At 56.7% G+C, this 18780-nt stretch carries 18 protein-coding genes; 6 read left to right on the top strand and 12 right to left on the bottom strand.

Features of this window, described 5'->3' with window-relative positions; all coding sequences use genetic code 11:
- The first annotated feature begins 37 nt into the window (after nt 1-37).
- Nucleotides 38-1765, top strand: a complete 1728-nt coding sequence (ptsI, locus tag LOC22_RS03940; protein WP_006811455.1) for a phosphoenolpyruvate-protein phosphotransferase PtsI — start codon at nt 38-40, stop codon at nt 1763-1765.
- Nucleotides 1766-1805: 40 nt separating this feature from the next.
- Nucleotides 1806-2315, top strand: a complete 510-nt coding sequence (gene crr / locus LOC22_RS03945) for a PTS glucose transporter subunit IIA (RefSeq protein ID WP_003861316.1) — start codon at nt 1806-1808, stop codon at nt 2313-2315.
- A 44-nt stretch (nt 2316-2359) separates the two neighbouring features.
- Here the strand turns inward: crr and pdxK are convergent, their stop codons facing one another.
- The 10 genes from pdxK to LOC22_RS03995 all read right to left on the bottom strand — a co-directional run bounded on the left by pdxK (nt 2360) and on the right by LOC22_RS03995 (nt 10706).
- Nucleotides 2360-3196: a pyridoxine/pyridoxal/pyridoxamine kinase gene (gene pdxK / locus LOC22_RS03950; RefSeq protein ID WP_015572224.1), complete on the bottom strand. Its 837-nt coding sequence runs from the start codon at nt 3194-3196 to the stop codon at nt 2360-2362.
- 5 nt (nt 3197-3201) lie between these two features.
- On the bottom strand, nt 3202-4113 hold the full coding sequence (gene cysM, locus LOC22_RS03955) for a cysteine synthase CysM (protein WP_017383476.1): 912 nt from the start codon (nt 4111-4113) through the stop codon (nt 3202-3204).
- Nucleotides 4114-4231: 118 nt separating this feature from the next.
- Entirely contained in the window at nt 4232-5326 is a 1095-nt protein-coding gene (gene cysA, locus LOC22_RS03960) for a sulfate/thiosulfate ABC transporter ATP-binding protein CysA (RefSeq protein ID WP_230239379.1), read from the bottom strand.
- Nucleotides 5316-6191 carry a sulfate/thiosulfate ABC transporter permease CysW gene (gene cysW / locus LOC22_RS03965; protein ID WP_003861305.1) on the bottom strand — a complete coding sequence of 292 codons (876 nt, stop codon included), beginning with the start codon at nt 6189-6191 and terminating at the stop codon, nt 5316-5318. Before cysW ends, cysA begins: the two co-directional genes overlap by 11 nt.
- Nucleotides 6191-7024 carry a sulfate/thiosulfate ABC transporter permease CysT gene (cysT, locus tag LOC22_RS03970; protein WP_017383478.1) on the bottom strand — a complete coding sequence of 278 codons (834 nt, stop codon included), beginning with the start codon at nt 7022-7024 and terminating at the stop codon, nt 6191-6193. The genes cysW and cysT overlap by 1 nt, the downstream gene beginning before the upstream one ends.
- On the bottom strand, nt 7024-8037 hold the full coding sequence (locus LOC22_RS03975) for a sulfate ABC transporter substrate-binding protein (RefSeq protein ID WP_015572222.1): 1014 nt from the start codon (nt 8035-8037) through the stop codon (nt 7024-7026). The genes cysT and LOC22_RS03975 overlap by 1 nt, the downstream gene beginning before the upstream one ends.
- 176 nt (nt 8038-8213) lie before the next feature.
- A complete protein-coding gene (locus LOC22_RS03980; RefSeq protein WP_032669419.1) occupies nt 8214-9113 on the bottom strand; it encodes a Dyp-type peroxidase in 900 nt (299 codons plus the stop codon).
- 92 nt (nt 9114-9205) lie between these two features.
- Complete coding sequence (locus LOC22_RS03985; protein ID WP_015572220.1) at nt 9206-9781, bottom strand: RpoE-regulated lipoprotein; 576 nt, start codon at nt 9779-9781, stop codon at nt 9206-9208.
- Nucleotides 9782-9844: 63 nt separating this feature from the next.
- Nucleotides 9845-10294 (bottom strand): DUF2919 domain-containing protein, encoded by a 450-nt coding sequence (locus LOC22_RS03990; RefSeq protein WP_045328432.1) that lies wholly within the window; start codon nt 10292-10294, stop codon nt 9845-9847.
- Complete coding sequence (locus tag LOC22_RS03995) at nt 10281-10706, bottom strand: GNAT family acetyltransferase (protein WP_003861292.1); 426 nt, start codon at nt 10704-10706, stop codon at nt 10281-10283. The genes LOC22_RS03990 and LOC22_RS03995 overlap by 14 nt, the downstream gene beginning before the upstream one ends.
- Nucleotides 10707-10918: 212 nt before the next feature.
- Here LOC22_RS03995 and amiA point away from each other — a divergent pair, with 212 nt between their 5' ends.
- The gene (gene amiA / locus LOC22_RS04000; protein WP_015572219.1) at nt 10919-11794 is read left to right on the top strand and encodes an N-acetylmuramoyl-L-alanine amidase AmiA; all 876 of its coding nucleotides are present in this window, start codon (nt 10919-10921) and stop codon (nt 11792-11794) included.
- On the top strand, nt 11794-12693 hold the full coding sequence (gene hemF, locus LOC22_RS04005; RefSeq protein ID WP_039270221.1) for an oxygen-dependent coproporphyrinogen oxidase: 900 nt from the start codon (nt 11794-11796) through the stop codon (nt 12691-12693). The genes amiA and hemF overlap by 1 nt, the downstream gene beginning before the upstream one ends.
- Nucleotides 12694-12777: 84 nt before the next feature.
- On the opposite strand, the gene maeB is transcribed toward hemF, so the two are convergent.
- A complete protein-coding gene (gene maeB / locus LOC22_RS04010) occupies nt 12778-15057 on the bottom strand; it encodes an NADP-dependent oxaloacetate-decarboxylating malate dehydrogenase (protein WP_023295115.1) in 2280 nt (759 codons plus the stop codon).
- Nucleotides 15058-15343: 286 nt separating this feature from the next.
- Between maeB and tal the strand changes: the two genes are divergently transcribed.
- Both tal and tkt read left to right on the top strand, forming a co-directional pair.
- Nucleotides 15344-16294 carry a transaldolase gene (gene tal, locus LOC22_RS04015; RefSeq protein ID WP_015572217.1) on the top strand — a complete coding sequence of 317 codons (951 nt, stop codon included), beginning with the start codon at nt 15344-15346 and terminating at the stop codon, nt 16292-16294.
- Between the two features lie 19 nt (nt 16295-16313).
- Nucleotides 16314-18302 (top strand): transketolase, encoded by a 1989-nt coding sequence (gene tkt, locus LOC22_RS04020; protein ID WP_015572216.1) that lies wholly within the window; start codon nt 16314-16316, stop codon nt 18300-18302.
- 87 nt (nt 18303-18389) lie between these two features.
- Here tkt and LOC22_RS04025 read toward each other — a convergent pair whose 3' ends face one another.
- Nucleotides 18390-18722, bottom strand: coding sequence for a tRNA-binding protein (locus tag LOC22_RS04025; protein WP_017692958.1), 333 nt, complete (start codon nt 18720-18722; stop codon nt 18390-18392).
- Nucleotides 18723-18780 lie beyond the last annotated feature (58 nt).

The raw sequence follows: 18780 nt of genomic DNA on the forward strand, positions 1-18780 counted from the left end.
GGTTCTTTTCAATATCAGTCACAAGTAAGGTAGGGTTATGATTTCAGGCATTTTAGCATCCCCGGGTATCGCTTTCGGCAAAGCATTGCTGCTGAAAGAAGACGAAATCGTCATTGACCGGAAAAAAATTTCTGCCGACAAGGTTGATCAGGAAGTTGAACGTTTTCTGAGCGGTCGTGCCAAGGCATCTGCGCAACTGGAAGCGATTAAAACTAAAGCTGGCGAAACTTTCGGTGAAGAAAAAGAAGCCATCTTCGAAGGGCACATTATGCTGCTCGAAGATGAGGAGCTGGAGCAGGAAATCATAGCCCTGATTAAAGATAAAGGCATGACGGCCGACGCGGCTGCGCATGAAGTTATCGAAGGTCAGGCATCTGCCCTGGAAGAGCTGGACGATGAATACCTGAAAGAACGTGCGGCTGACGTACGTGACATCGGTAAGCGCCTGCTGCGCAACATCCTGGGTCTGGCCATCATCGATCTGAGCGCGATTCAGGACGAAGTCATCCTGGTTGCCGCTGACCTGACCCCGTCTGAAACCGCACAGCTGAACCTGAACAAGGTGCTGGGTTTCATTACAGATGCAGGTGGACGTACCTCCCACACCTCAATCATGGCGCGTTCTCTGGAGCTGCCAGCCATTGTGGGTACCGGTAGCGTTACCTCCCAGGTTAAAAACGACGACTATCTGATTCTGGATGCCGTAAACAATGTGGTTTACGTCAACCCAACTAACGATGTGATCGAGCAGCTGCGTTCCGTTCAGGAGCAGGTTGCTACCGAGAAAGCGGAACTTGCTAAACTGAAAGATCTGCCAGCTATCACGCTGGACGGCCATCAGGTTGAAGTGTGCGCTAACATCGGTACCGTACGTGACGTTGACGGCGCTGAGCGCAACGGCGCGGAAGGTGTAGGTCTGTATCGTACTGAATTCCTGTTCATGGATCGCGACGCTCTGCCAACGGAAGAAGAGCAGTTTGCAGCGTACAAAGCGGTTGCGGAAGCGTGCGGTTCGCAGGCTGTAATCGTCCGTACCATGGACATCGGTGGCGACAAAGAGCTGCCGTACATGAACTTCCCGAAAGAAGAGAACCCGTTCCTGGGCTGGCGTGCCGTGCGTATCGCCATGGATCGCAAAGAGATCCTGCGTGACCAGGTTCGCGCTATTTTGCGTGCCTCCGCTTTCGGTAAACTGCGCATCATGTTCCCGATGATCATCTCTGTTGAAGAAGTGCGTGCACTGAAGAAAGAGATCGAAATCTACAAACAGGAACTGCGCGACGAAGGTAAAGCATTTGACGAATCCATTGAGATCGGCGTGATGGTGGAAACACCGGCAGCCGCGACCATTGCGCGTCATTTAGCCAAAGAAGTTGATTTCTTTAGTATCGGTACCAATGATTTAACGCAGTACACCCTGGCAGTTGACCGTGGTAATGATATGATTTCACATCTCTACCAGCCAATGTCACCGTCCGTACTGAATTTGATCAAGCAAGTTATTGATGCTTCTCATGCAGAAGGTAAATGGACTGGCATGTGTGGTGAGCTTGCAGGCGACGAACGTGCTACACTTCTGTTGCTGGGTATGGGTCTGGACGAATTCTCTATGAGCGCCATTTCCATCCCGCGCATTAAGAAGATTATCCGTAACACGAACTTCGAAGATGCGAAGGTGTTAGCAGAGCAGGCTCTTGCTCAACCGACAACGGACGAGTTAATGACGCTGGTTAACAAGTTCATTGAAGAAAAAACAATCTGCTAATCCACGAGATGCGGCCCAATTTACTGCTTAGGAGAAGATCATGGGTTTGTTCGATAAACTAAAATCTCTGGTTTCTGATGACAAGAAAGACTCCGGAACTATTGAGATTGTTGCTCCGCTCTCCGGCGAGATCGTCAACATCGAAGACGTGCCGGATGTAGTTTTTGCTGAGAAAATCGTTGGTGATGGCATTGCTATCAAACCAACTGGCAACAAAATGGTTGCTCCAGTTGACGGTACCATCGGTAAAATTTTTGAAACCAACCATGCGTTCTCTATCGAATCCGATAGCGGTATCGAACTGTTCGTTCACTTCGGTATCGACACCGTTGAACTGAAAGGCGAAGGCTTCAAGCGTATCGCAGAAGAAGGCCAGCGCGTTAAAGTTGGCGACCCGGTAATTGAATTCGATCTGCCGCTGCTGGAAGAAAAAGCGAAGTCTACCCTGACTCCGGTTGTTATCTCCAACATGGACGAAATCAAAGAACTGATCAAACTGTCTGGCAGCGTCACCGTGGGTGAAACCCCGGTTATCCGCATCAAGAAGTAATTCTTGCCGCACAGAAAAATGGCGCCTTCGGGCGCCATTTTTGTTTATGCCGGCAGGATAAGCTCGTCATAGCCTTTCGACTGCGTATAGATCATAACGTCAGTCACCCGATCACCCGCCATGCGAATGGCATCGGCAACGGTTTTCCCTCCCACAATGCCGCTGACCAGCTCCGAACAGAACAGATCGCCCGTTCCTTTCAGATCCGTCTCTACGCGCGGGTGCGCGCTTACGGTAACACCTTCTTCGCTCACCAGCACAACGTGGATATTCTGCGGATCGTCAGACACTGGCGCACTGGTGATCGCTACCCATTTCAGCGAGTCGGACAGCAGCCCCTGCGCGGCGGCAATGGCGCTCTCCGGCGTACGGCACGGTTTGCCGCTCAGCACTTCCAGTTCATACACGTTGGGCGTAATGCCCTGGGCCAGCGGGAGCAGATGCTCACGGTAGGCTTCAGGAATATCCGGCTTCACGTACATCCCGCTATCGATATCCCCAATTACCGGGTCGACCAGCACCAGCAGATCGGGATGTTGCACTTTGATTGCCTTCAGCCACTGCGCCAGCAGCGCGATCTGGCTGGCGCTGCCCATATAGCCGGTGGTGACCGCTTTAAGCTCGCGCAGGATCTCGCGCTCTTCCAGCGCCTTAAGGTAGCCGCTGAACCACTCGTCCGGGATCACCCCGCCGTAGAAGGTGTCGTAGTGCGGCGTATTGCTGAACAGCACCGTTGGCACGGCGGTAACGTTCAGCCGGTGGGTGCGAATATTCGGCACCGCGATGCTGTTTCCCACGCTGCCGTACACCACCTGCGACTGAACGGCGACAATATCGGTTTGCTGCGCCCGGGTGTTATCCCGGAATAAAATCATCTCCATGACGCTTAAATCCCCGCCCCCTGCGAATAACTCTCTTCACCAAAGACGCCGGTAGACAGATAACGGTCGCCGCGATCGCAAATAATCGCTACGACCACCGCCCCCGGCGTGGACTCAGCCACCCGGATCGCACCCGCTACGGCACCGCCAGAGCTGACGCCGCAGAAGATACCTTCACGCACGGCCAGCTCACGCATGGTATTTTCCGCCTCGCGCTGATGAATATCCAGCACCTGGTCCACAAGCTGCGCATTAAAGATGCCCGGCATATACTCCGCCGGCCAGCGGCGGATGCCCGGAATGCTGCTCCCCTCTTCCGGTTGCAGGCCGACAATCGTCACCGGCTTCTCCTGTTCGCGCAGAAAGCGTGACACACCGGTGATCGTGCCCGTGGTCCCCATGCTGGAGACAAAGTGGGTGATGCGCCCGTCGGTTTGCTGCCAGATTTCCGGGCCGGTGGTGGTGTAGTGCGCGTACGGGTTGTCCGGGTTGTTGAACTGGTCGAGAAGCTTGCCTTCCCCGCGCTCCGCCATCGCTAACGCTAAATCTCGCGCCCCTTCCATCCCCTGCTCTTTGCTCACCAGAATCAGCTCGGCTCCATAGGCGCGCATGGCGGCCCGGCGCTCCTGGCTCATGTTATCCGGCATCAGCAACTTCATGCGGTAGCCTTTCAGGGCGGCAATCATTGCCAGCGCGATACCGGTGTTACCGCTGGTGGCTTCGATCAGCACGTCGCCGGGCTTAATTTCACCGCGCTTTTCGGCCTGGACAATCATCGACAGCGCCGCCCGGTCTTTTACCGACCCCGCCGGGTTATTGCCTTCGAGTTTGACCCAGATTTCGCTGCCGTTATCAGGCCCCATGCGCTGAAGTTTGACCAGAGGGGTGTTGCCGATGGTGTGTTCGAGTGTATTCACGATTTTTACTCAATAAAAAAGCCGGGTGGCGCTTAGCTTACCCGGCCTACAAGACGCAGTGATAACTGTAGGCCCGGTCAGCGCAGCGCCACCGGGCGATAAACATACTAATAACCTATCAGGCTGACTCCGCCAGAGCAATATCCTCGCGCGTTTCAATGCGCTCGTTACCGTGATAAATGCGCGCGTGTTGCAGCCCGACAAACAGGCGCTCCCCCCGGTGCGGCGGCACGTCGTCACGCATAACCACGGTCAGCGGCTCGGTGTACCAGCCCAGGGGCTGTACCACCAATTGGGTGTAGTGCCCTTTAGGGCTAGCTTCCAGCACCTGCACCGGAAGCGGTGAATCCAGGCTGGTACGGCGGCTGACGTCCACTTCCCACGGACGCAGGAACAGATCCACTGGCCCCTGATGCGCGGAGGTATACCCCAGCGGCCAGCGGTGCGCGCCAACGTGGAACTGACCGCCGCGAATGGTACCCTGAAGGCGGTTTACTTCCCCCATAAACTCCAGCACAAAGCGGGTCGCCGGTTCACGCCAGAGCTGCTCTGGCTCGTCAACCTGCTCAATGTTGCCCTGACTCATTACCACCACGCGATCGGCCACTTCCATCGCCTCTTCCTGATCGTGGGTCACGAAAACGCTGGTGAACTGGAGTTCCTCATGCAGCTGACGCAGCCAGCGGCGCAGCTCTTTTCGCACCTGTGCATCCAGCGCGCCAAACGGTTCGTCCAGCAGCAGGATTTGCGGTTCAACGGCTAACGCACGCGCCAGCGCCACGCGCTGCTTCTGCCCGCCGGAAAGTTGAGCCGGGAAGCGGTCCGCCAGATGTGCAAGCCGCACCATCTCCAGCAGTTTGGTCACTTTCGCTTTGATGGCGGCGGCATCTGGACGTTCACGACGCGGCAGCACGGTCAGGCCAAACGCGATGTTGTCGAATACCGTCATGTGGCGGAACAGCGCATAATGCTGAAATACAAAGCCCACTTTACGGTCGCGGGCGTGCAGGCGGCTAACGTCCGTACCGTGGAAGCGAATATGTCCGCTGGTCTGGTGTTCAAGCCCGGCGATAATACGCAGCAGCGTGGTTTTACCGGAGCCAGACGGCCCCAGCAGCGCCACCATTTGTCCGGAAGGGATATCCAGCGAGATATCATTCAGCACCTGGGTGCGACCAAAAGACTTCTTAATATTGGCAATCTCAATGCTCATGATTTCCCTCCTGATGCTGACGTTTTTCCTGATTCTCTAAACGCCACTGCACCACACTCTTCAAAAACAGGGTCAAAATCGCCATCAGCGTCAGCAACGCTGCGGCAGTAAAGGAACCGACGGTGTTGTAGTCCTGTTCCAGTAATTCAATCTGTAACGGCAGCGACAGGGTTTCGCCGCGAATCGAGCCGGATACCACCGACACCGCGCCAAACTCACCGATCGCACGGGCGTTGGTCAGCACCACGCCGTAAAGCAGTGCCCAGCGGATATTCGGCAGCGTGACGCGGCGGAACATCTGCCAGCCGGAAGCGCCGAGCAGCACCGCGGCTTCATCTTCATGGCTGCCCTGGCTGAGCATCACCGGCACCAGCTCGCGCACCACGAACGGACAGGTGACAAAGACGGTCACCAGCACCATCCCCGGCCAGGCGAACATGATTTGCAGGTCGTGCTCATCCAGCCAGCCGCCCAGCGGGCCATTGGAGCCGTAGAAGAGCAGATAAACCAGGCCCGCCACCACCGGAGACACCGCAAACGGGATATCCAGCAGGGTCAGCAGCAGCTGACGCCCCGGGAAGTTAAAGCGCGTTACCAGCCAGGCCAGCAATACGCCAAACACCAGATTCACCGGGACGGTGATCAGGGCAATCATCACCGTCAGCCAGATGGCGTGGAGCATGTCCGGATCGGCCAGGTTTTGCAGCGCGGGCATAATCCCTTTACTGAAGGCCTGCACGAAGATGTACACCATCGGCACGACGAGAATGAATGCGGAGACCAGCACGCCGGTACCAATCAGAAACCATTTGCCCCAGTTGATGCGGGGCGCGTCATAGCGCTTCAATTGCGTAACTTCCGCCATCAGTGACCTACCACACGTCGACCAAAGCGACTTTGCAGAGTGTTAATCGAAAACAGTAGCAGCAGCGACGCGGCAAGGATCACCGAGGCAATCGCGCTCGCGGCCGGATAATCAAACTCCTGCAAACGGACAAAAATCATCAGCGAGGTCACTTCGGTTTTCCACGCGATGTTCCCGGCGATAAAAATGACCGCGCCAAATTCACCGAGGCTGCGGGTAAAGGAGAGCGCCACCCCCGCCAGCAAGGCCGGAGAAAGTTCCGGCAGCACAACCTTACGGAAACTCTGCCAGCGCGTGGCGCCCAGGGTCTCCGCAGCCTCTTCGTATTCGGGGCCTAACTCTTCCAGCACCGGCTGCACGGTACGTACCACAAACGGGATGCTGGTGAAGGCCATCGCCACCGCGATACCGATCCAGGTATAGGTCACTTTAATATCAAACTTCGCCAGCCATTCGCCGTAAAAGCCGTTCACGGAGAACAGCGACGCCAGCGTCAGACCGGCCACCGCCGTCGGCAGGGCAAACGGCAGATCCATCAGGGCGTCGAGCAGCGTGCGGCCAGGGAAGCGATAGCGGGTTAAGATCCATGCCATCAGCAGGCCAAACACGCCGTTAAAAATCGAGGCCACGAATGCAGACAGCAGCGTGACCTTGTAGGCCGCCACCACCTGCGGATTGGTGACCACTTCCCAGTACTGGGACCAGCTCATCTCAGCGAGCTGCATCACCAGAGCGCTGAGCGGTAACAATAAAATCAGACAGACGAACAGCAGGCTGGTCCCGAGGCTTAAGGTAAAACCCGGCAGCACACGTCTTGTTGATCCTGCAAACATTACTTACGCCCCGCCGCCAGCAATTTGTCTAACTCACCGCCGCTGGCAAAATGCGTTTTCATCACCTCAGGCCAGGCGCCGAAATGATCTTCCACGCGGAACAGCTCGGTCTGCGGGAATTTGTCTTTCAGCTTGTTCATCACGTCCGGATTATTAACGCGGTAGTAATAGTCAGTAATCACCGTCTGCGCCTGCGGGCTGTACAGATAGTTGAGATAGGCTTTTGCCGCTTTCTCTGTGCCGTTGGCTTTGACGTTTTTATCCACCCACGCCACCGGGAATTCGGCCAGAATGTTGGTTTTCGGGATAACCACTTCGAAGCCCTGCGCTTCGTACTGTTTACGAATATTGTTCACTTCGGATTCAAAGCTGATCAGCACGTCGCCCAGCCCGCGCTCGGCGAAAGTGGTGGTTGCGCCCCGGCCGCCGGTGTCAAACACTTCGACGTTTTTCAGGAACTGGGTCATAAACTGTTCGGTTTTCGCTTTATCGTTACCGTCAGCTTTGTCCGCCGCGCCCCACGCCGCCAGATAGGTATAACGCGCGTTGCCGGAGGTTTTCGGATTCGGGAAAATCAGCTTGACGTCAGAACGCACCAGGTCGTTCCAGTCGTGAATGTTTTTCGGGTTGCCCTTGCGCACCAGGAAGCCCATGGTGGAATAGAACGGCGAACTGTTGTTCGGCAGGCGGCTTTGCCAGTCCGCCGGGATCAGCTTGCCTTTGTCGTGCAGGATCTGCACGTCCGTGACCTGGTTGTAGGTCACCACATCCGCTTTCAGCCCCTGCAAAATGGCCAGCGCCTGCTTGGATGAACCAGCGTGCGACTGTTTGATGGTCAGCTTGTCGCCGTTGTTCTCTTTCGCCCACTGCTGTTCAAATGCGGGATTAAGGGCGGCAAACAGCTCGCGCGAAACATCATAAGAACTGTTCAGCAACTCGGTTGCCTGCGCCTGCGCCACCAGCAGTAAACCTGCCAGTGCCAGCGATCCTTTTTTCAGTACAGTAACGGCCATTGCGCACCCTTATAAATGTGATGACTATCTTATAGTCATAATATTTATAACGGAGTCTAAAGGAGTAACGGTTTTATATACCGTTTGGTGATTTAGAAGCAGAAAAGGGAATAAGGGGTGCGGGAGAAATTGCCGGGTGGCGCTAACGCTTACCCGGCTTACGAATGGAGAGCGATTTACAGCGCCAGCAGGCGCTCAACGGACGGCGCAAAGTAGTAGCCGCCAGTCACCGGACGGGTGAAGCGCAGCATGGCGTCACGCTTGCCGTCAGTATCGCCAAACATGCTCAGCAGCTGCTGTTCGATGTTGTAGAGGCGTGCACAGTAAGCGCAGAAGTACAGGCCGTGCGTACCGCTCGCGGTGCCGTACGGCAGGCTCTGGCGAACAATCTTCAGCCCCTTACCGTCTTCTTTAAGGTCAACGCGGGTCAGGTGGGACGTGACCGGACGCGCATCGCCGTCAATCTCTTCATTGGCGTCTTTGGTGCGGCCAATCATCATCTCCTGATCATGCACGCTCATGCGGTTGAGCTGCCTGAGGTTATGCTCCCAGCGCTGGACGAACACGTAGCTGCCGCCCGCGTCCACGCCATCCATGATTACAGCCACCTCGCGACGCGTCTCTTCCCCGGCCGGGTTTTCGGTACCGTCGACGAAGCCGCTCAAATCGCGCTCTTCCACCCAGCGGAAACCGTGGATCTCTTCCTGCACGTCGATGCTGTCACCAAAGGCCTCAATCGCTGCCTGAGCGACGGAGAAATTCACGTCATGGCGCAGGGAGAGGATATGGATCAGGACGTCATACTGGGTGGCGGGCGCAAGACCTTTGCCATAAGGAATAAAGTCTTTCAGCTCTTCTGCGCCTTCGCCGCCGCTCAGCTGACGCCAGACGGTGTTGCCAAAGGCAACCACCGCGCCCAGATGGGCTTCGGGGAATTTGGCCTGAAAGGTGGCCAGTTTATCAACGAAAATTTTGCTTGCCGCGCGCAGGGCATCCACGTCCCCTTTGACGTTGGCTTCAATCCAAATCGCCGCGCGGCAATGTTCTGGCAAAATGCCACTCTGAACCTGAGACATCGCTCCTCCTGAAAAAAAGATGCCACGACAGCGTGGCATTGATGGCGGCTATTATACCTGGATTTCAGCGAGGCGGCTTGCTCAGGCGCAAATTACTGCTTCCAGATAATTTTGCTCACTTTCCACTTTTTCAGGGTGTCGTCAGAGGGCATTAACCCTTCCGGACCGTTCCAGGTGCCGCTGAATACATAGCTAATGTGCTGGCTGCCGTCGGCCTTACACTCGACCGCCACGCTGTCATCCGACGGCACGCTGGCGCAGTGGCCAAACGCTTTCTGGTAGAGCTCGCCAAACGGCGTACCTACCTTCACGCCACCTGAGGTCGGAATCTCTTCATCCATCACCGCAATGCGGTTGACCGTACCTTTATCGCCGTTGATGACCATCGCCACCTTGTCGTCTTTCAACGCTTCGAAATAGCGCACGATGTTGCCGTTCTCGGTTTTCATGCCGCTGCGCAGGCGATAATCACTGCCGATGGCCTCCTGAATGGCATCCTGATCCAGCGCCGTCGAGGCGGTGATTTTGCCCACGCCCTGCTCGGTCACTTCCGTTGAGGAGCCAAACCAGTTCCACGGATAGGCCGCAGACCAGTTGATGGATGAGAGCGTGGAACAGCCGGTTAACGCCAGCGGGAGAGCGCATAAAAGTAAACGCAGCGATTTCATTGAGACGTCCTTACGTAATAAATCAACGCTTGTTGGAGTGCAGTATCGGCAAAAAGTGCCGTTTTAATCTGACTCTTGCGTAAAACAGGCGCGTAAACGGGGGTTCGTGACCAGCCACAGCAGCGCGACAATATCCGCCACCACCAGCGCAATCCCGATACCTGAAAGCGGCTCGCCGTACAGCCAGAGCACGGGCTGCCAGACCAGGAGCGCAACCTGCGCCAGAATCAACAGCCAGCGAAGCGCGCGCCAGAAGCGCGGGAGGAACTGCCGCCGACCGCTGCACAGGAACGCCAGCACCGCCGGTACACCGGGCAGTAACCCCAGCCAGAACGCATCGTGATCGGGATAAAAGAGATTCAGTAGCGTATCGCCCTGCCCGCGTGACGCGCCAGCCATCACGAACAGCACCCAGGTGCGGGCCTGCAACAGCAGAACGCACCAGAATAAAAAAGGCAGACGCAGACGACCGTGAACATCATAGTCGCCAGGGTGGAACTCAGTACTCTTCATCTTCGATCAGGCGCTTACCCAGCGTCAGTACATCCGCGTGCTCGTAGCCCAGACGTTCATACATGCCCAGCACCACGTCGTTATCTTCCCGCACCATAATCTGGATTTTCGGGCAGCCACGGGCGATCAGTTTCTTTTCCAGACGGTTAAGCAGCGCGTTGGCGATGCCGCGCGCGCGATATTCCGGGTGCACGCCCAGATAGTAGGCCGACCCGCGGTGGCCGTCGTACCCGCCCATTACCGTCCCGACCACCTCGCCGTTGACCTCAGCGACCAGAAACAGACTGACGTCGTGATTCACCTTCCGTTCGATGTCCATTTCCGGATCGTTCCACGGACGCAGCAGATCGCAGCGCTCCCAAAGGGTGATCACCTCTTCGAAATCTTCCTGGCGAAAAACGCGTATCTCCATGGTATTAACCGCCTTTTCGGGTTTAAAAACAGTGATTATGGCGTGAACAGGGCATTTAGCCAATAACCGGGGAAAAACTCGCCAAAATTTGGCATAATGTCACTTTGTCACGTATTGAAATGAAAAGTAAAACAATTCTCAATAAGGAATGTCGTCACGCAAAACGCGATACGATATAACACCAGGACCCCAATTTTTACAATTCAGGCCGCATGAGCACATTCAAACCATTAAAAGCACTCACATCGCGTCGTCAGGTTCTCAAAGCGGGGCTGGCGGCCTTAACGTTAACAGGCATCGCAAAGCAGGCTCAGGCAAAAGAAGAGAGCTCGCTTAAAACCAGTAACGGACACAGCAAGCCGAAAACCAAAAAAGCCGGCGCAAAGCGTCTGGTCATGCTCGATCCGGGCCACGGCGGGATCGACACCGGCGCCATTGGCCGAAACGGGTCGAAAGAAAAACACGTCGTGCTGGCAATTGCAAAAAATGTGCGCGCAATTTTACGCAGCAACGGCATTGACGCCCGCCTGACGCGCACGGGCGACACGTTTATCCCGCTGTACGATCGCGTGGAAATTGCCCATAAGCACGGCGCCGACCTGTTTATGTCCATTCACGCGGATGGCTTCACAAACCCTTCCGCCGCAGGCGCATCGGTGTTCGCCCTCTCCAACCGTGGCGCCAGTAGCGCCATGGCGAAATACCTCTCCGATCGCGAAAACCGGGCGGATGAAGTGGCCGGGAAAAAAGCCACCGACAAAGACCATCTGTTGCAGCAGGTTCTGTTTGACCTCGTGCAGACCGATACCATCAAAAACAGCCTGACGCTCGGCTCGCATATCCTCAAACGGATTAAGCCCGTGCACCGTCTGCACAGTAAAAGCACCGAGCAGGCCGCGTTTGTGGTGCTGAAGTCCCCGTCCATTCCGTCCGTGCTGGTTGAAACCTCGTTCATTACCAACCCGGAAGAAGAGCGATTACTCGGCACCACGGCGTTTCGTCAGAAGATCGCGAACGCTATCGCCTCCGGGGTTATCAGTTATTTCAACTGGTTCGATAATCAAAAAGCACACTCCAGGAAACGTTGATGAAACCGAATGCACAGCTGGTCAAAACGTTCCTGATGCAGCTACAGGACGCGATTTGCCAGAAACTGGCCGCCGCAGACGGCGGTGAATTCCAGGAAGACACCTGGCAGCGCGAAGCGGGCGGCGGCGGGCGCAGCCGCGTGCTGCGTAACGGTGGCATTTTTGAACAGGCCGGGGTCAACTTCTCCCACGTCCACGGTGATGCAATGCCGGCGTCCGCCACGGCGCATCGGCCTGAACTGGCGGGCCGCAGCTTCGAGGCGATGGGCGTCTCGCTGGTGGTGCATCCGCATAACCCGTTTGTGCCAACCAGCCACGCCAACGTGCGCTTTTTCATCGCGGAAAAACCGGGGGCCGATCCGGTCTGGTGGTTTGGCGGCGGTTTCGACTTAACGCCTTACTATGGCTTCGAAGAGGACGCCGTGCACTGGCACACCACCGCGCGCGACCTCTGCCTGCCGTTTGGCGAAGACGTTTACCCGAAATACAAAAAGTGGTGCGATGATTATTTCTATCTGAAGCATCGCGACGAGCAACGCGGCATCGGCGGGCTGTTCTTTGACGATCTCAACACGCCGGATTTTGATACCGCGTTCAGCTTTATGCGCGCAGTGGGTGAAGGCTTTACCGATGCCTATCTGCCGATTGTCGAACGCCGCAAAAACACCGACTACGGCGTTCGCGAGCGTGAGTTCCAGCTGTACCGCCGCGGGCGCTACGTGGAGTTTAACCTGGTATGGGATCGCGGGACGCTGTTTGGCCTGCAAACCGGTGGGCGCACGGAGTCCATTCTGATGTCGATGCCGCCGCTGGTGCGCTGGGAATACAGCTTTGAACCCAAAGAAGGCAGCCCGGAGGCTGCCTTGCGTGATTTTATTCGGGTTCGGGACTGGGTGTAACCCCCTCACCCCTGCCCTCTCCCAAAGGGAGAGGGAGTATAAATTCCCTCTCCCTTTGGGAGAGGGTTAGGGTGAGGGTAAAAATTACAGCGGCTGCGTCTGTGCCTCAACCACCGCCAGCGCCACCATGTTGACGATACGACGCACGGAGGCAATCGGCGTTAATACATGTACCGGTTTTGACACCCCCATCAGCACTGGCCCTACGGTCACCCCTTCAGAACTCGACACGCGCAGCAGGTTATAGCTGATACGCGCCGCTTCTACGTTCGGCATAATCAGCACGTTCGCGGAGCCTTTCAGCGGGCTGTCCGGCATACGTTCATTACGAATGCTCTCCACCAGCGCGGCGTCGCCGTGCATCTCGCCGTCGATCATCAGTTCCGGCGCACGCTCGCGCACCAGGTCCAGCGTCTGGCGCATTTTGCACGCCGCCGCGGATTTGGATGACCCGAAGTTAGAATGCGACAGCAGCGCCACTTTCGGTTCGATACCAAAGCGGCGCACGGTTTCCGCCGCCATCACGGTTATTTCCGCCAGTTCGTCCGGGGAAGGATCGTCGTTGACGTAGGTATCGGCGATAAAGGTGTTACCGCTTGGCAGCAGCAGCGCGTTCATTGCGCCGGCAGTATGGACACCCTCGCGATAGCCGAAGATCTCCTGCACCACGCTGAAATGCTCATGGTACTCGCCGATGGTGCCGCAGATCAGCGCATCCGCCTCACCGCGGTGAACCATGATCGCGCCGATCACCGTGGTGTTGCTGATCACCGCCCGCTGCGCCTGCTCCTGGGTGATCCCGCGACGCTTCATGATCGAATAGTATTCGTTCCAGTACTCTTTGAAGCGCGGATCGGATTCGTTATTGACGATCTCAAAGTCGACGCCCGGCTTAATTTGCAGGCCCAGCTTCTGGATACGCATCTCGATCACGCTCGGACGACCAATCAGGATCGGTTTCGCCAGCCCTAAGGTGATCAGCTCCTGCGTGGCGTGCAGCACGCGCGCCTCTTCCCCTTCCGCCAGCACCACGCGCTTCGCGTCAGCGCGCGCCTGGGAGAAGATCGGCTTCATAAACAGGTTGGTTTTGTAGACGAACTCGGTGAGTTTATCGACGTAGGCATCGAAATCTTCAATCGGCCGCGTCGCCACGCCAGAGTCCATCGCCGCTTTGGCCACCGCTGGCGCGATCTTCACGATCAGACGCGGGTCAAATGGTTTAGGGATAATGTAGTCCGGGCCGAAGCTCAGATCCTGATCGCCGTAGGCGGAGGCCACCACTTCGCTCTGCTCGGCGTGCGCCAGCTCTGCGATAGCATGAACGGCGGCAAGCTTCATCTCTTCGTTGATTGCCGTAGCGCCAACGTCCAGCGCACCGCGGAAGATGAACGGGAAGCAGAGCACGTTGTTCACCTGGTTCGGGTAGTCCGAACGTCCGGTACAGATGATCGCGTCTTCACGCACTGCCTTCGCCAGCGGCGGCAGAATTTCCGGCTCCGGGTTCGCCAGGGCCAGGATCATTGGCGCACGCGCCATCTTCTGCACCATCTCCTGGGTCAGTACTTTCGGGCCTGAACAGCCGAGGAAAATGTCGGCACCTTCAATGACGTCTTCTAGCGTGCGCTTGCCGTCGTCTTCCACCGCATAGGCCGCCTTGGTTTCCGCCATGTTTGGCTCGCGGTCTTTGTAAATCACGCCTTTGGAGTCGCAGACCACGATGTTGTGTTTCTGCATGCCCAGCGCCACCAGCAGGTTCATACAGGCGATGGCCGCGGCGCCAGCGCCGGAGACCACCATGCGCACGTCGGAGAGGTTTTTCTCCACCACACGCAGACCGTTCAGAATGGCGGCGGTACTGATAATCGCCGTGCCGTGCTGGTCGTCATGGAACACGGGAATGTTCATACGCTCGCGCAGCTTCTGCTCGATATAGAAACATTCCGGCGCTTTGATGTCTTCCAGGTTGATGCCGCCGAAGGTCGGCTCCAGCGCCGCCACCACGTTGATGAATTTATCCGGGTCCAGTTCGTCCACTTCGATATCAAAGACGTCGATACCGGCAAATTTCTTAAACAGAACGCCCTTCCCTTCCATCACCGGCTTACCGGCCAGCGCGCCAATGTTCCCTAACCCCAGTACCGCCGTACCGTTAGAGATAACGGCCACCAGGTTGCCACGGGCGGTGTATTTGTACGCTGCCAGCGGATCTTTTTCGATTTCAAGGCACGGGGCAGCTACGCCTGGCGAGTAGGCCAGCGCCAGATCGCGCTGGGTCGCGAGCGGTTTGGTCGGGGATACCTGGATTTTACCCGGAACAGGAAACTCGTGAAAATCGAGAGCGCTTTGTTTTAACTGATCATCCATCTTGTTATTCCTTTCACGTTTCGGTCAAAAAGGGTGATGTTGACGTTCCTATGCACACCCTGGTGTGCCGCATAGTATCGCCGCAGGCAGGCTCCTAAACTTTGAAGGCTGCCAAACTCTCACCATTGCAGAATAAAAATTGTTATCAATTTATAACAGCCATGTTACCCGTCTCAGACAGCAATGCCTCCCCCGTCTGCTATGCTTTTTTGTTAAGTCCATCATGATTTTCTCAGAAGTGTGACCTGACGCACTCGACTAACTCTTTTATTTCCAAGGAGTAATTATGAACCAGCTAGACGGCATCAAACAATTTACCACCGTGGTTGCAGACAGCGGCGACATCGAATCGATTCGTCACTACCAGCCTGAAGACGCGACCACCAACCCCTCGCTGCTGCTCAAGGCGGCCGGTCTTGCGCACTTTAGTCATCTGATTGATGACGCCCTTGCCTACGGCAAACAGCGCGGGAAAACGCAGGAGCAGCAGGTCGCCGAGGCCAGTGACAAGCTGGCGGTCAATATCGGTGCGGAAATTCTTAAAAGCATACCGGGACGCGTCTCCACCGAAGTGGATGCCCGCCTCTCATTCGACCAGGAAAAGAGCATTAGCAAGGCTCGCCGCCTGGTGGAACTCTATCAGGAGCAGGGGATCGATAAATCACGCATCCTGATCAAGCTTGCCTCCACCTGGGAAGGCATCCGCGCGGCGGAAGTGCTGGAGAAAGAGGGGATCAACTGTAACCTGACGCTGCTGTTCTCCTTCGCCCAGGCGCGTGCCTGCGCCGAAGCGGGCGTGTTCCTGATTTCACCGTTTGTCGGACGTATCTACGACTGGTATCAGGCGAAACAGCCGATGGATCCGTATGTGGTGGACGAAGATCCCGGCGTGAAATCGGTGCGTAATATCTACGATTATTACAAGCAGCACCGCTACGAGACCATCGTGATGGGGGCCAGCTTCCGCCGCACCGAGCAGATCCTCGCGCTCGCGGGCTGCGACCGGCTGACCATCTCCCCTGACCTGCTGAAAAAGCTTCAGGAGAGTGAAGAGACGGTGATCCGCAAGCTGGTGCCAACCTCCACCGTTCTGCCAAAACCAAAACCCATGACCGAAGCGGAATTCCGCTGGGAGCACAATCAGGACCCAATGGCCGTGGAAAAACTGGCGGACGGCATCCGTCAGTTCGCCGTCGACCAGCGCAAACTCGAAGATCTTCTCGCCGCCAAACTTTAACCTTGCCACGGAGTGAACTATGTCCCGTAAAGAGCTCGCCAACGCCATTCGCGCCCTCAGCATGGATGCCGTACAAAAAGCCAATTCCGGCCACCCTGGCGCCCCCATGGGTATGGCTGATATCGCCGAAGTGCTGTGGAACGACTTCCTGAAGCACAACCCTACCGATCCGACCTGGTACGACCGCGACCGTTTTATTCTTTCCAACGGGCACGCCTCGATGCTGCTCTACAGCCTGCTGCACCTTTCCGGCTACGATCTGCCGCTTGAGGAATTAAAAAACTTCCGCCAGCTGCACTCCAAAACGCCGGGCCACCCGGAGATCGGCTATACGCCGGGCGTTGAAACCACTACCGGCCCGCTGGGCCAGGGGCTGGCGAATGCGGTTGGCCTGGCGATTGCCGAACGTACGCTGGCCGCGCAGTTCAACCAGCCCGACCACGAGATTGTCGATCACTATACCTATGTCTTTATGGGCGACGGCTGTCTGATGGAGGGGATCTCTCACGAGGTCTGTTCTCTGGCGGGCACCCTGGGGCTGGGCAAGCTGATTGGCTTCTACGATCACAACGGTATCTCCATTGACGGGGAAACCGAGGGCTGGTTTACCGACGATACGGCGAAACGCTTTGAAGCCTATCACTGGCACGTGGTGCACGAGATCGACGGTCACGATCCAGAGGCGGTGAAAAAAGCGATTCAGGAAGCGCAGAGCGTGAAGGACAAACCGTCCCTGATCATCTGCCGCACCACCATCGGCTTCGGCTCGCCGAACAAAGCGGGCAAAGAGGAGGCGCACGGCGCGGCGCTGGGTGAAGAGGAAGTGGCGCTGACCCGCCAGAAACTGGGCTGGAAACACCCGGCCTTTGAGATCCCAAAAGAGATCTACAAGGCCTGGGATGCTCGCGAAACAGGTGAAAAAGCGCAGCAGGCCTGGAACGAGAAGTTTGCCGCCTACAAAAAAGCGTATCCGGAGCTGGCGGCTGAGTTTACCCGCCGCATGAGCGGCGGCCTGCCGGAAGACTGGGAAGAGAAAACCCAGGCGCTGATTGAAAACCTGCAATCCAACCCGGCGAAAATTGCCACCCGTAAGGCATCACAAAACACCCTTAACGCGATTGGCCCAATCCTGCCCGAACTGCTGGGCGGCTCGGCGGATCTGGCGCCAAGTAACCTTACCATCTGGTCCGGCTCTAAATCCCTGAAGGAGGACATTGCCGGGAACTACATCCACTACGGCGTGCGCGAGTTTGGGATGACCGCCATTGCCAACGGCATCGCCCACCATGGCGGCTTCGTGCCGTACACCGCCACCTTCCTGATGTTTGTCGAATATGCCCGTAACGCGGCGCGTATGGCGGCCCTGATGAAGGCGCGGCAAATCATGGTGTACACCCACGACTCTATCGGGCTGGGTGAAGATGGGCCGACGCACCAGGCGGTAGAGCAGCTGGCGAGCCTGCGCTTAACGCCAAACTTCAGCACCTGGCGTCCTTGCGATCAGGTGGAAGCGGCAGTGGGCTGGAAGCTGGCCGTAGAGCGTCATAACGGACCCACGGCGCTGATCCTGTCGCGCCAGAACCTGGCGCAGATCGAGCGCACGCCGGAGCAGGTGAAAAATATCGCCCGCGGCGGGTACATCCTGAAAGACAGCGGCGGCAAGCCAGACGTGATCCTGATCGCCACCGGTTCCGAGGTGGAAATCACGGTAAAAGCGGCGGAGAAACTGACCGCCGAGGGTCACGCGGTGCGCGTGGTTTCACTCCCTTCAACGGATATCTTTGATGCTCAGGATGAGGCGTACCGCGAATCGGTGCTGCCTTCAAACGTCGCGGCGCGCGTGGCGGTTGAAGCTGGCATTGCCGACTACTGGTACAAATACGTGGGCCTGAAAGGGGCAATTGTCGGGATGCATGGTTACGGTGAATCCGCCCCGGCCGACAAGCTGTTCCCATATTTCGGCTTTACCGTTGAGAACGTGGTGGAGAAGGCGCTAAGCGTGCTGTAGTGCTTTTGCCGGGTGACGCTGTCGTTTACCCGGCCTGCGGTTCGAGGCTTTGTAGGCCGGGTAAGGCGTAGCCGCCACCCGGCTTTTTCACACCACTCTTACCCCTGCCGCCATCACCCGCTCCGGCGTTAATAACACACTTTCTCGGGCGTCATCGGTTTCCGCGCAGAGCAACATGCATTCAGATGTTTCACCGCGCATTTTAGCCTTTGCCAGGTTACACAACACCACCACCGTTTTGCCCATCAGCTCCTCTTCCCGGTAATACGGCACCAGGCTGGTGACGGTTTGCAACGTTCTGTCTCCCACCTCTATCTGCGCAATATAGAGCTTGTCCGCATTGGCGTGACGTTTAACGTCAACAATCTTCCCCACGCGGAGCTCGAGCTTTGCAAAATCATCGTACGCTACCGTTTCCACTTTTGCCTCCCTGGTAAAATTTTACTAAATACTAACACGGTAACTGGCGAGGGCAACA

Source organism: Enterobacter sp. AN-K1 (assembly GCF_020971765.1).
In the GTDB taxonomy this organism is placed as follows: domain Bacteria; phylum Pseudomonadota; class Gammaproteobacteria; order Enterobacterales; family Enterobacteriaceae; genus Enterobacter; species Enterobacter hormaechei_C.